Below are 12,458 nucleotides of genomic sequence, written 5' to 3'. Positions count from 1 at the left end.
TTTTTTCAGACCTTTGTCACTAAAGAAAGATCGTTTGAAAATGTTTACATAGTGATTTCAAAAGAAGAAAACGTTTGAAAAATATGGTATAATAGTAGTATTAACGACAGTTGAAATGAGGCATATTAATGCAAGACAAAAATTTAGTTACGGTAAATTTGACTAATGAGATGAAGACCTCTTTCATCGATTATGCCATGAGTGTAATCGTTGCACGCGCTCTCCCTGATGTACGTGATGGTCTTAAGCCCGTACACCGACGCATTCTTTATGGAATGAACGAACTTGGTCTTACTCCAGATAAGCCACATAAAAAATCTGCACGTATCACTGGTGATGTAATGGGTAAATACCACCCTCATGGTGATAGTGCTATTTATGATGCAATGGTCCGTATGGCTCAATGGTGGAGCTATCGTCACATGCTGGTTGACGGTCATGGTAACTTTGGTTCCATGGACGGTGATGGTGCCGCTGCCCAGCGGTATACTGAGGCGCGCATGAGCAAGATTGCTCTTGAAATGTTGCGTGATATCAATAAAAACACGGTTGATTTTGTGGATAACTATGACTCGAGCGAGCGTGAGCCAGAAGTACTTCCAGCACGTTTCCCTAATCTATTGGTGAACGGGACTACTGGTATTGCGGTTGGTATGGCAACAAACATTCCACCGCACAATTTGGGTGAAACCATTGATGCTGTTAAGCTCGTGATGGACAATCCTGATGTAACGACGCGTGAAATTATGGAAGTCCTACCTGGGCCAGACTTTCCAACAGGAGCTCTGGTCATGGGTAAATCTGGAATTCACCGTGCTTATGAAACTGGTAAAGGCTCAATTGTTCTTCGTTCTCGTACTGAAATTGAAGAATATGGAAACGGACGTGAACGTATCGTTGTTACTGAATTCCCATATATGGTCAATAAGTCTAAGGTTCAAGAGCATATTGTTAAATTGGTTCAAGAAAAACGTATTGATGGCATTACAGCTGTTCGAGACGAATCTAACCGTGAAGGGGTTCGCTTTGTAATTGAAGTGCGTCGAGATGCCTCAGCTAATGTTATTTTGAACAATCTCTTTAAACAAACGCAAATGCAAACCAACTTTAGTTTCAATATGTTGGCTATTCAAAATGGGGTACCGAAGATTCTTTCTGTACGTCAAATTTTAGAGTCTTATATTGAACACCAAAAAGAAGTTGTTACACGTCGCACTCAATTTGATAAGGAAAAAGCAGAAGCACGCGCTCATATTTTAGAAGGCATGCTGATTGCTCTGGACCATATTGATGAAGTCATACGTATCATTCGTAATTCAGAAACGGATGCACTTGCTCAAGCTGAATTAATGGAACGTTTTGACTTGTCCGAACGACAAAGTCAGGCGATCTTGGATATGCGTCTTCGTCGTTTGACCGGATTGGAACGTGATAAAATCCAGTCAGAGTATGACGAATTGGTTTCTTTGATAGCTGATTTGACAGATATTTTGGCAAAACCTGAACGTGTTGTCATGATCATCAAAGAAGAACTAGAAGAAGTAAAACGCAAACATGCTGACCCACGTCGTACTGAATTGATGGTTGGTGAAGTCCTTTCCTTGGAAGATGAGGATCTTATTGAGGAAGCAGATGTATTGATTACCTTATCCAATCAAGGCTATATCAAACGGTTGGCACAAGATGAATTCCAAGCTCAAAAACGTGGCGGACGTGGAATCCAAGGTACAGGTGTGAAAGATGATGACTTCGTTCGCGAACTAATATCAACCAGTACCCATGATCACCTGCTTTTCTTCACCAATAAGGGGCGTGTATATCGTCTCAAGGGCTATGAAATTCCTGAATATGGTCGAACCGCTAAGGGGCTCCCAGTTGTCAACTTATTGAAACTGGAAGAAAATGAGTCTATTCAGACCATTATCAATGTGACAAAGGATCAAGCCGCTGATCACTATCTTTTCTTTGCGACGCGGCAAGGGATTGTTAAACGTACAAATGTAAATGAATTCTCCAATATTCGACAAAACGGTCTCAAGGCTTTGAATTTGAAAGATGATGATGAACTAATCAATGTTTTCCTTACTGATGGTCAAGCTGATGTTATTATGGGGACAAAATTTGGCTATTCTGTTCGATTTGCAGAAACAGATGTTCGAAATATGGGCCGTACCGCAACAGGCGTACGTGGAATAAAACTCCGTGAAGGAGATCATTTAGTCGGTGCGACCATTGTATCTGATGATCAGGAAGTGTTAGTCCTTTCAGAAAAAGGTTATGGAAAACGTACACCAGCCTCTGAATATCCAAGGAAAGGCCGTGGTGGTAAAGGCATCATCACTCTGAAAGTTGCTGATAAAAATGGCCCTCTTGCTGGTTTAACAACTGTACAGGGCGATGAAGATATTATGGTTATTACGGATACAGGAGTTATCATCCGTACAAGTGTTGCTAATATCTCACAGACCGGTCGTTCAACAATGGGTGTTAAAGTCATGCGACTAGATGAAGAAGCAAAAATTATGACCTTTGCCTTAGTTGATGCAGCAGATCAGAAAGATCAAGAGGAGTAGGGAATGTCAAAACGTTCACCGAAAAAGAAGGGCAAGAACAGAACATGGATGAATTTACTTGCCTTGATACTCTTTTTGATTTCACTAGCCCTTATTTTCAATACTTCGATTAGAAATTTTATTATTGGTTGGAATACTAATAAGTATCAGATTACAAATATCAGTTCTGAAGATATTGAAAAGAATAAACAAGCGGACTCAACTTTTGATTTTGATCAAGTTGAAGCCGTTTCGACGGAGGCTATTCTCAAGGCGCAATGGGAAGCACAGAGACTGCCAGTTATTGGTGGAATTGCTGTGCCAGAATTGGGAATTAATTTGCCAATTTTCAAGGGTGTAGGGAATACGTCGCTAATGTATGGAGCTGGAACGATGAAAGAGACTCAAGAAATGGGAATAGGAAACTATGCCCTAGCCAGTCACCATATCTTCGGTGTTGCCGGGTCTGCGAATGTCCTTTTCTCTCCATTGGATCGAGCTGAAAAAGGAATGAAGATTTACCTAACTGATAAAAATACAATCTATACCTATGTGATTGATAGTGTTGAAGTTGTAAGTCCAGAAAGCGTCTATGTTATTGACGATGTCGAAGGACGCACAGAAGTGACTTTGGTTACTTGTACGGACTACTATTCAACACAAAGGATTATTGTAAAAGGTATTCTTGAAATTTCTATTCCATATGCTGATGCAGCAGAGGATATAAAAAAAGCTTTCTCTCACGGATACAATCAGTTTGATTATGGTCAATAAGACAAGACGATTGCCAGCTTTTAAATCATTTTTATGTAACCTTCGAATTAATTTAGAAAGTTGAATGAATAGAGCACGTATTCTCTATATCTTTCAACTTTCTTTTTCCTTGTTTTACGAATAGATGTATGAGGAGGAAATTATGTATCAAATTGATTTTAAAGAAGAATCGCTTTTACCACGTGAGCGTTTAGTCGAAGTTGGGCCAGAACGCCTAAGTAATCAAGAGTTATTAGCTATTTTTATTCGAACGGGTACGAAAAACGAACCTGTCACCATTTTATCCAATAAATTATTGAATCAATTGGAGAATTTAGCAAGTTTAAGAGATTTATCTATCGAAGAATTGCAGACTTTAACGGGTATTGGTCGTGTAAAAGCAATAGAGATTAAAGCCATGATTGAGCTCGGAAAACGGATCAATCAATCCCACTTGTTGCTAAATGAGCAAGTACTAGGTAGTGAAAAATTGGGTCGCAAGATGATTCAAGAAATTGGAGATAAAAAACAAGAGCATTTGGTTGCGCTCTATCTCAATACACAAAATCAAATCATCAAACAGGAGACAATATTTATTGGAAGTGTGAATCGTAGTATTGCAGAACCACGGGAAATCCTGCATCATGCTATCAAATGCATGGCCACATCGGTGATTATTGTCCATAATCACCCTTCGGGGTCGGTTCACCCTAGTAAGAATGACTTACTTTTTACAGAAAATTTAAAACAGTCCTGCGATGTGCTAGGACTGGTCTTATTAGATCATTTAATTGTAGGTAATAAAAATTACTATTCCTTCCGAGAGGAAAGTGAGCTGTTTTAGAACTGATTGACGATGTAATCAAATAGCCTATTTTCCGTCTCTCGTTCGCCGTAAAGTAATTCATGATGCCATTGAACAACCAAAAAGGTATGAGAGTCTCTTGTAGACTGTACCGCTTCAATGGTTTGTTTATCTGGGGATAGGGCGATAATTTCCAAAGAGGGAGCTAATTTGTTGATTGCTTGGCGATGGAATGAGTTAACGGTTGGCTCTTGAGCATAGATCTGTGATAATTGGCTTTCAATTGGGAAATAGAGATCTTGGCTAGGTTGATTGCCGGTATTTTCCTGCCAATGCCCTAAAACCTCTTGATGGAGACTGCCACCTTGGGCGACGTTATAGAGCTGCAGGCCTCTACAAATGCCAAATATAGGTTTTTCTTGATGGTGAGCAGCTTCTATCAGTGCTAGTTCAAATCGATCTCGCTCAGGAAAATAATTGCTACTATCTATGAGTAATTTTTCCTGATAGTGAATAGGCTCAACATTTTGTCCACCAGTCAATACTAATTTATCAACTAGTTTCATATACTGCTCAGCAAGTTGTGGACGAGTGACTGGAAAAATTAGTGGAATGCCACCAGCATCTTCAATAGCATTCACTAAGCAAGTTTGAGTATAAGAAAGCAGGGGTTCTGTATGATCCCCTGTTTTATAATGATTTCCGGAAATACCAATGATTGGTTGACTCATTTTCTATCCTTTGCGCATGAAATAAAGTAGTGTCTGTAGTTCACTTGTCAAGTCTACATATTGGACAACAACATCTTTAGGAACGGTCAAGTTGACTGGTGAAAAGCTAAGAATACCTTTAACGCCAGCTTCAACCAATACATCAGTAACTTCTTGAGCTTTAACGCTCGGAACCGTTAAGATGGCAGTCTGAGAATTAGCTTCCTTGATGCGATCTTTTAACTCTGAAATCGCATAGATAGGAACATTTTCATCTATGGTTCCGACTGCAGGATTATCATCAGCTTCAAAAGCCATGATGATTTTCATTTTATTTCTTTCGTGAAACTTGTAGTGAAGAAGGGCACGACCCATATTCCCAACTCCGATTAATATAACATTGGTAATCGAGTTATCGTTTAAAATATCGGCAAAAAAGTCCATTAAATCCTTCACATTATAACCAAATCCACGGCGTCCAAGTTCACCAAAATATGAGAAATCTCGGCGGACAGTAGCAGAGTCGATTCCGATTGCCTCTGCAATCTCTTTTGAACTTGCTTTTTCGATTTTCTCCGCATAGAATCGTTTAAATACGCGATAGTAAATGGATAGTCGTTTAGCTGTGGCGCGTGGAATTTCAGTATTTTTATCGTTTTTCACATGTATCTCCTTAAAAACATTTTTATGTTGTTCTACAAAATATAGAATAATATTTTTTTATATTTTATATATAATAATATTTTTTTTTGTAAATGATAGATTATCTTCTACTATTTTAGTGCAAGTTTGTGAAAAAATCAACAGATTGAACTGAAAAAGATTAAACAGTTTTCTGTTTAATCTATGGATTGTAAATACTGATAGAGGTCCCCAATTCTTCCTTGAAAATCCAATGGAATTCCATCTCTAAGAATTTGAGTTACTGGGTAATAATCAGGTAAAGTGAGACAACCTGCAAATGCGAGTCTTGCTGCTTCCAGATTGTCAAATTCTTGATGTCTCTCAATTTGAAAAGCATCTTTATAATATATAGTAATCATAATTTTCCTTCTTTAGTAAAGATATCACGATCTACCAAACTATCCATCAGGAAGTAAAATTTTTCTTGAATGACTTTATTGTTTTCTGCTTTAAAAATATTCACTAAATGAAGTCCGGATTGATCAGTAATATTTATTTTAAAGCCTTGTAGATCTTGATTGATGATGATTTTTAGTAAAAATCCTTGGTTTGAATTTGGGACCTCTTCTAATAAGCGAGTGAGTTGGTAGTGACCAGCCTTTGTTACCTCAAAGGTATTGTCTCGTAATGTATATTTTTTTACAATTGGACTAATATGGTAAATATAATCGCAATCTTTCAATGCTACGGTTTGTTGGAATGCCATGCTAACCTCCAATAATTATTTTTAAAGCTGATAGTAAGATATCAATTTCTTTTTTGGTATTCAATTCTGAAAAACTAATACGTACGGATTCTTTCAATCGAGGAGAGTCACTTCCATACATTGCCTCAAGTACATGACTATTTTCAACGACACCTGCTGTGCAAGCAGATCCAGTGGAAATAGCGATTCCTGCCAAATCTAACCGCATTAGCAATTGTTCGTTGAGTCGTCCTGGAAAGCCAATATTCAGTACATGAGGTAAATGAGCACCGGCTTGATTAACGTAAAAATCAAATTCACTTAAATTTTTGAGTGTATAGGATTTCAGATCATAGATATACTCAATATTTTGAATCATTTGTGTTGATTGATGGACGAGCGCTGCAGCCATCCCTGCAATTGCAGGGAGATTTTCTGTTCCTGCTCTGTGTTGATTTTCTTGCTTCCCTCCGTGAATCAGTGAATCGAATTTGTGAATTGAAGAGTAGAGAAAACCAATCCCTTTCGGTCCATGGAATTTATGGGCAGAAGCGGACAGAAAATCAATACCAAGTTCTTGTGGTTTGATTGGAATTTTCCCAACTACTTGAACAGCATCGACATGGAATACAGCTTGATGTTGAGACAAGAGAGAACCGATTTCCCTTATAGGTAGCAGTTGCCCAGTCTCGTTATTGGCATACATGACACTAACAAGAATTGTATCAGGTCGTAGGGCTTCTTTAATCTGTTGAGCTGTGATTTCTTGATTTTCTGGCTTTATATATGTAATTTCAAAGCCGAAACGTTGCTCTAAGTATTCCATGGTATGCAACACAGCATGGTGTTCAATGGCTGTTGTAATAAGGTGTTTTCCACGATGCATATTTGCTAAAGCGTAACCTTGAATAGCAAGATTATCTGCTTCAGATCCGCCAGATGTGAAAATGATTGTATCAGGACTTACAGAAAGTACTCTGGCAATGTCTGCTCGTGCTTTTCTGAGTACTTTGTTAGCATCTCGGCCAAATCCATGGATGCTGGAAGGATTTCCATAGTGATGTTGACTAACTTCAAACATGCTTGATATGGCTGCCTGAGATAGAGCAGTAGTAGCAGCATTATCTAAATATATCAAAGACTGTACTCCTAGTTTTCTTTTTCTGGATTTGTAAATTTAAAGAGCGGGCTGAGTGGAAGATGTTCTTGAATGCGGTGAATAGCATCAGCGATTAAGTCACTTGCAGTTAGGAATGCTATGTTTTTTGGATGTTGTTCTTTACTTGCAACTGAGTCAGTCACTAAAATTTCTTTTATAGATGTTTGATCCAACAATTGCGCAGCTGTTCCAGCGAAAAGACCATGGCTGGCAACAGCGTAAATCTCAGTAGCTCCGCCATCTTCAACAATTTTAGAGGCTTGTGAGAATGTACGGCCAGTATTTAAAATGTCATCGACCAAGATTGCTTTTTTGCCAGCTACGTCACCGATGATATAGCCTTCTGCACGGTCAGAATCGTCTTGAGCATAATCTATAATCGCAATCGGAGCATTCAAAAATTCTGCAATATTACGAGCACGCTTGATACCGGAATTTTTTGGACTGACAATGACGACATCCTCACCGCAGAGTCCTTTTTGCATGTAGTATGATGCGAACAATGGTTCGGTCAGCAGGTTATCTACTGGAATATCAAAGAAACCTTGAATTTGAGAAGCGTGTAAATCAAGAGTCAATACACGATCAATACCCGCTTTAACAAGCATATTTGCAACTAGTTTTGCTGTAATTGGTTCACGTGGTGCAGCAGTGCGGTCTTGACGAGCATAGCCGAAATATGGAATGACAGCAGTTACTGAGTTTGCACTTGCACGTTTACATGCATCAATCATGATAAGCAATTCCAAAAGGTGGTTGTTGACTGGAAAACTAGTTGATTGAATAATATAAACGTCAACGCCACGAACGCTCTCTTCAATATTTATTTGAATTTCTCCATCTGAGAATTGGCGAGAAGAAAGTTTTCCTAGAGGCAGTCCAGCAGCAGCTGCTATTTTTTCAGCGATATCACGGTTACTGTTTAGCGAGAATAGTTTAATTTTATGATCACCAGTTGGTTGAACCATTTGAGAAACTCCTTTTTTAATGCTTTTTTATGAAAAATCATAAAAGTAATTTAACAACACATAACTCCATTTTACCAAAAAATCCTATTTTTTTCAGTAGTAAAGTCAAAAAAATCAGCTTTATTGAGCTGATTTTATCTGAGCTGCAGTTCGAGCTACTTTGCTACTAGCGTATTTGAATTGGATAGATTTTTTCTTTAGGAATTCATCGAATAGTATTTTCCCTTCTTCAGCGTCTGATACTTCAACTTCTAGTTCATAATCCGTTTGCCCAAAATAGTCATTCTCATCAAGTGCCATCAATCCGATTGAGGTTTCTTTTTCCAATCGCTTGGTCTTTAAATGTCCCCAAACTGCTAGTTGATTTAATGGAATTGATGTTTTAGAAATAATATCAGAGATTGGACCGGATGGAAGTTCAAAATGGTCAATATAGCCCTGTGCAGTTTTAATATCTAACAATTGATTGTATTCATGATTTCCGATTTCTTGAGGAATTTTCAATGTTAGCTCTGCTATATCCGCAAACGTACGAATGCGAAGCGAAAAGCGGTGGTTTTTCATGTCAAGATTCGGAGTATCAATGTAGTAGTTAGTTTGATAAATGGGGGTAACATCAGAAAATTCAGAGAGGAGCCGATTATATTCTGATTTTGTTAATAAGGTTTTATACTCAATTTCGAGATGGTTTTTCATACAGAAAACCCTTTCATATGTTATAATATATTCGTCTTTGTGTTATTCTAATACATTTTAATAGTTTTTACAAGAAAGGGGACCTTATGGAATTTAATTGGGAAGAATTTTTAGATCCCTATATTCAGACAGTGGGAGAATTAAAGATTAAATTAAGGGGTATTCGGAAACAATACCGCAAAGCCAATCGTCATTCTCCAATTGAATTTGTTACTGGTCGAGTTAAGCCGATTGAGTCTATTCAAGAGAAAATGGCGCTTAGGCACATTAAGTTGGAACATTTGGCTCAAGATATGCAAGATATTGCAGGCGTCCGTATTATGGTACAATTTGTTGATGACATCGAGGAAGTGTTGGCTATCCTCCGTAAACGGAAAGATATGAAAATTGTCCATGAACGCGATTATATCAACAATATGAAGGCCTCTGGCTATCGTTCTTACCATGTAGTGATATCTTATCCAGTTGATACTATAAATGGAAATGAAACTGTTTTGGCAGAAATCCAAATTCGCACCCTTTCAATGAATTTTTGGGCTACTATTGAACATTCACTCAATTACAAATATAAAGGGAATTTTCCTGAAGAAATTAAAAAGCGTTTGGAAATTACCGCAAAGATAGCTTATCAATTAGACGAGGAGATGCGAAAAATCCGCGACGACATTCAAGAGGCTCAGGCACTCTTTGATCCTGCTTATCGAAAGTTGAATGACGGCGTTGGAAATAGCGATGATACAGATGAAGAATACAGGTAGAAAAAAAGTCGCATTGCTCGCCAGTCGGAACCCAAAAAGCGAGGTTGTTTCTAAGGAGCTTTGGAAAAGGTTAAAAGAAGAGAATTTTATTTTAACACCTAAAAATCCAGATATTGTTATTTCGATCGGTGGTGATGGTATGCTTTTATCAGCCTTTCATAAATATGAGAAGTTGATAGATCGGGTCCGTTTTGTCGGTATTCATACTGGGCATTTAGGATTTTATACTGATTATAGGGACTTTGAGGTTGAAAATCTTGTCGAGAATTTAAAATTAGATACGGGAGCGCGTATTTCTTATCCGATTTTAAATGTAAAAGTGAAATTGACGGATGGAAGAATCGTTGAAATGAAAGCTCTCAACGAGGCGACAATCAAGCGATTGTCTAAAACGATGGTAGCAGATATTATTATCAATAATGTGCCATTTGAACGTTTTCGTGGCGATGGTATTTCAGTTTCAACACCAACTGGTTCAACTGCCTATAATAAGTCACTTGGTGGAGCAGTATTGCACCCTACAATTGAGGCCATGCAAATAGCTGAAGTGGCTAGTTTAAACAATCGTGTTTACAGGACACTTGGGTCTTCCATCGTTGTGCCGAAAAAAGACAAGATTGTCATTGAACCAAAACATAGTGATCGCTACTCCATAGCGGTGGATAATAAAACGATTATCTACGACAACATTGATTGCATTGAGTATCAGATTGACAATAGCAAAATCCATTTTGTTGCGACACCTAGCCACACTAGTTTTTGGAATCGTGTTAAGGATGCCTTTATTGGAGAGGTGGAGTAATGCGATTTGATTTTGTTGCGGATCAGCACACAAAGGTGAAAACTTTTTTAAAAGCCCAGGGAGTTTCCAAAGGACTTTTGGCAAAAATTAAATATACAGGTGGTAGTATTTTGGTCAATGGTAGTGAACAGAATGCTACTTACTTGCTTGAAATTGGAGATAGCGTTACAATAAACATACCTGCGGAAGAAGATGCCACTGGAAGTTTGAAACCGATTTCTTTTCCTTTGGATATTGTCTATGAGGATGAACATTTTTTAGCAATCAACAAGCCTGTTGGTTATGCCTCTATTCCTTCGATTCTCCATTCTTCTACAATTGCTAATTTCGTTAAAGGATATTTAGTCGAACAAAAATATGAAAACAAACAGGTTCACATTGTAACGCGATTGGATCGAGATACATCTGGGCTCATGTTGTTTGCTAAGCATGGCTATGCCCATGCCCGATTAGATAAACAATTACAGGCGAAGCAAATTAGTAAGAGATATTTCGCCTTGGTTCGAGGGGATGGGGAGTTAGAGCAAGAAGGGGACATTATTGCCCCTATTGGTCGACCAGAGGATAGTATTATTACCCGTTGTGTAACGCAGAATGGGAAGTATGCTCATACTTCTTATAAACTTGTCCAGTCTTGGGGCAATATTCATCTTGTGGATATACAACTACATACAGGTCGCACTCATCAGATACGTGTCCATTTTTCCCATATTGGATTTCCACTACTTGGTGATGATTTATATGGTGGGAGTTTAGAGTGTGGTATTGAGCGTCAAGCTCTTCATTGCCACAATCTTGTGTTTACTAACCCTTTTTCAGTCGAAGGGGTTGATTTGGAAGCAGCGCTTCCGGAGGATTTTCAGGCTGTTATCAATCAGTTAAAAAGTTAATAAAATTTAAGGAGTTTGCTCATGAAAATTTTTGAACAGCTAGTTAGCAAGCTAGAGGGAAAAAAAGTGCGTATTGTTTTACCTGAAGGTGAAGAACCTCGTATCCTTCAAGCGACGAAGCGTTTGGTGAATGAATCAGATGTAGTGCCAGTCTTGCTTGGTAACCCAGAACGTATCAAGATTTATTTGGATATTGAAGGTATTACTGAAGGGTTTGAAATCATTGATCCTGCTCATTATGATAAGTATGATGAGATGGTTGGAGCTTTTGTGGAACGCCGTAAAGGGAAGGTAACGGAAGAACAAGCTCATGAATTATTGAAAGATGTCAATTACTTTGGTGTCATGTTGGTTTACATGGGCGTTGTAGAAGGAATGGTTTCTGGTGCTATTCACTCAACTGCCTCAACAGTTCGTCCTGCGCTTCAAATTATTAAGACTGAGCCAGGTGTTTCTAAAACATCCGGCGCCTTCTTGTTGGTGAGAGGTGAAGAACGCTATATCTTTGGTGACTGTGCCATAAACATTGATCCAGATGCCCAAACATTGGCAGAAATTGCAATTAACTCTGCACGTACTGCAAAAATGTTTGGTATTGATCCAAAAGTTGCGATGCTCAGCTATTCTACAAAAGGCTCTGGTACGGGTCCTAAAGTGGATAAGGTTGTTGAAGCTACAAAAATTGCTCAAAAATTGCGTCCAGAATTGGATTTGGATGGTGAATTACAATTTGATGCAGCCTTTGTTCCAACTACTGGTAAATTAAAAGCTCCAGGTTCAAAAGTAGCAGGCCAAGCGACTGTATTTATATTCCCTGGTATTTCAGCTGGTAATATTGGTTACAAAATTGCTGAACGTATGGGTGGATTCGCGGCTGTCGGTCCGGTTTTACAAGGGTTGAACCAACCGGTAAATGACTTGTCTCGTGGTTGTAACCCAGACGATGTTTATAATTTGACCTTGATTACGGCAGTTCAAGCTTTGGAGCACCGTTAA

The 12,458-nt window shown here is 38.5% G+C and carries 14 protein-coding genes; 7 read left to right on the top strand and 7 right to left on the bottom strand.

The genetic code is table 11. The annotated features are described in order from the left end of the window. The first annotated feature begins 128 nt into the window (after positions 1-128). From gyrA to radC, 3 genes are all read left to right on the top strand, one after another. Positions 129-2,573: a DNA gyrase subunit A gene (gyrA, locus tag ACPC57_RS02320; protein ID WP_434066229.1), complete on the top strand. Its 2,445-nt coding sequence runs from the start codon at positions 129-131 to the stop codon at positions 2,571-2,573. Positions 2,574-2,576: 3 nt separating this feature from the next. Next, complete coding sequence (locus tag ACPC57_RS02315) at positions 2,577-3,326, top strand: class A sortase (protein WP_274504864.1); 750 nt, start codon at positions 2,577-2,579, stop codon at positions 3,324-3,326. Positions 3,327-3,468: 142 nt separating this feature from the next. Beyond that, positions 3,469-4,149, top strand: coding sequence for a RadC family protein (gene radC, locus ACPC57_RS02310; RefSeq protein WP_130554875.1), 681 nt, complete (start codon positions 3,469-3,471; stop codon positions 4,147-4,149). On the opposite strand, the gene ACPC57_RS02305 is transcribed toward radC, so the two are convergent. The 7 genes from ACPC57_RS02305 to ACPC57_RS02275 form a co-directional block, all read right to left on the bottom strand. Continuing rightward, the gene (locus tag ACPC57_RS02305; RefSeq protein ID WP_434066228.1) at positions 4,146-4,841 is read right to left on the bottom strand and encodes a gamma-glutamyl-gamma-aminobutyrate hydrolase family protein; all 696 of its coding nucleotides are present in this window, start codon (positions 4,839-4,841) and stop codon (positions 4,146-4,148) included. The genes radC and ACPC57_RS02305 overlap by 4 nt on opposite strands. Positions 4,842-4,844: 3 nt before the next feature. Then, entirely contained in the window at positions 4,845-5,483 is a 639-nt protein-coding gene (locus tag ACPC57_RS02300; protein ID WP_434066227.1) for a redox-sensing transcriptional repressor Rex, read from the bottom strand. 176 nt (positions 5,484-5,659) lie between these two features. Then, positions 5,660-5,863, bottom strand: coding sequence for a DUF4649 family protein (locus tag ACPC57_RS02295; RefSeq protein ID WP_130554878.1), 204 nt, complete (start codon positions 5,861-5,863; stop codon positions 5,660-5,662). Next, positions 5,860-6,210 (bottom strand): DUF1831 domain-containing protein, encoded by a 351-nt coding sequence (locus ACPC57_RS02290; protein WP_171988438.1) that lies wholly within the window; start codon positions 6,208-6,210, stop codon positions 5,860-5,862. Before ACPC57_RS02290 ends, ACPC57_RS02295 begins: the two co-directional genes overlap by 4 nt. A gap of 1 nt (position 6,211) precedes the next feature. Then, a complete protein-coding gene (locus tag ACPC57_RS02285; RefSeq protein WP_434066226.1) occupies positions 6,212-7,327 on the bottom strand; it encodes a cysteine desulfurase family protein in 1,116 nt (371 codons plus the stop codon). Positions 7,328-7,338: 11 nt separating this feature from the next. Next, positions 7,339-8,316: a ribose-phosphate diphosphokinase gene (locus tag ACPC57_RS02280; protein ID WP_434066225.1), complete on the bottom strand. Its 978-nt coding sequence runs from the start codon at positions 8,314-8,316 to the stop codon at positions 7,339-7,341. A gap of 120 nt (positions 8,317-8,436) precedes the next feature. After that, positions 8,437-9,012: a CYTH domain-containing protein gene (locus ACPC57_RS02275; protein WP_217375074.1), complete on the bottom strand. Its 576-nt coding sequence runs from the start codon at positions 9,010-9,012 to the stop codon at positions 8,437-8,439. Positions 9,013-9,098: 86 nt separating this feature from the next. On the opposite strand from ACPC57_RS02275, the gene ACPC57_RS02270 reads away from it, so the two are divergent. Genes ACPC57_RS02270 through pta form a run of 4 tightly spaced genes read left to right on the top strand, consistent with a single transcriptional unit; the run spans position 9,099 to position 12,458 of the window. Further along, positions 9,099-9,770: a GTP pyrophosphokinase gene (locus ACPC57_RS02270; RefSeq protein WP_434065271.1), complete on the top strand. Its 672-nt coding sequence runs from the start codon at positions 9,099-9,101 to the stop codon at positions 9,768-9,770. Then, a complete protein-coding gene (locus ACPC57_RS02265; RefSeq protein ID WP_434065298.1) occupies positions 9,754-10,572 on the top strand; it encodes an NAD kinase in 819 nt (272 codons plus the stop codon). The genes ACPC57_RS02270 and ACPC57_RS02265 overlap by 17 nt, the downstream gene beginning before the upstream one ends. Beyond that, entirely contained in the window at positions 10,572-11,462 is an 891-nt protein-coding gene (locus ACPC57_RS02260) for an RluA family pseudouridine synthase (protein WP_434066224.1), read from the top strand. The genes ACPC57_RS02265 and ACPC57_RS02260 overlap by 1 nt, the downstream gene beginning before the upstream one ends. A gap of 21 nt (positions 11,463-11,483) precedes the next feature. After that, entirely contained in the window at positions 11,484-12,458 is a 975-nt protein-coding gene (gene pta / locus ACPC57_RS02255) for a phosphate acetyltransferase (RefSeq protein WP_434066223.1), read from the top strand.

Source organism: Streptococcus sp. VTCC 12886, from assembly GCF_049893425.1.
Classification (GTDB): domain Bacteria; phylum Bacillota; class Bacilli; order Lactobacillales; family Streptococcaceae; genus Streptococcus; species Streptococcus suis_AA.
Note: the sequence above shows the minus strand (reverse complement) of the source record. Positions and strands in the feature narration are given on the sequence as shown.

Coding starts and splice junctions, on each gene's coding strand:
- gyrA (WP_434066229.1), top strand. CDS start 129: ATGCAAGACAAAAATTTAGTTACGGTAAATTTGACTAATGAGATGAAG.
- ACPC57_RS02275 (WP_217375074.1), bottom strand. CDS start 9,012: ATGAAAAACCATCTCGAAATTGAGTATAAAACCTTATTAACAAAATCA.
- ACPC57_RS02270 (WP_434065271.1), top strand. CDS start 9,099: ATGGAATTTAATTGGGAAGAATTTTTAGATCCCTATATTCAGACAGTG.
- ACPC57_RS02305 (WP_434066228.1), bottom strand. CDS start 4,841: ATGAGTCAACCAATCATTGGTATTTCCGGAAATCATTATAAAACAGGG.
- ACPC57_RS02265 (WP_434065298.1), top strand. CDS start 9,754: ATGAAGAATACAGGTAGAAAAAAAGTCGCATTGCTCGCCAGTCGGAAC.
- ACPC57_RS02260 (WP_434066224.1), top strand. CDS start 10,572: ATGCGATTTGATTTTGTTGCGGATCAGCACACAAAGGTGAAAACTTTT.
- pta (WP_434066223.1), top strand. CDS start 11,484: ATGAAAATTTTTGAACAGCTAGTTAGCAAGCTAGAGGGAAAAAAAGTG.
- ACPC57_RS02295 (WP_130554878.1), bottom strand. CDS start 5,863: ATGATTACTATATATTATAAAGATGCTTTTCAAATTGAGAGACATCAA.
- ACPC57_RS02315 (WP_274504864.1), top strand. CDS start 2,577: ATGTCAAAACGTTCACCGAAAAAGAAGGGCAAGAACAGAACATGGATG.
- ACPC57_RS02290 (WP_171988438.1), bottom strand. CDS start 6,210: ATGGCATTCCAACAAACCGTAGCATTGAAAGATTGCGATTATATTTAC.
- ACPC57_RS02280 (WP_434066225.1), bottom strand. CDS start 8,316: ATGGTTCAACCAACTGGTGATCATAAAATTAAACTATTCTCGCTAAAC.
- radC (WP_130554875.1), top strand. CDS start 3,469: ATGTATCAAATTGATTTTAAAGAAGAATCGCTTTTACCACGTGAGCGT.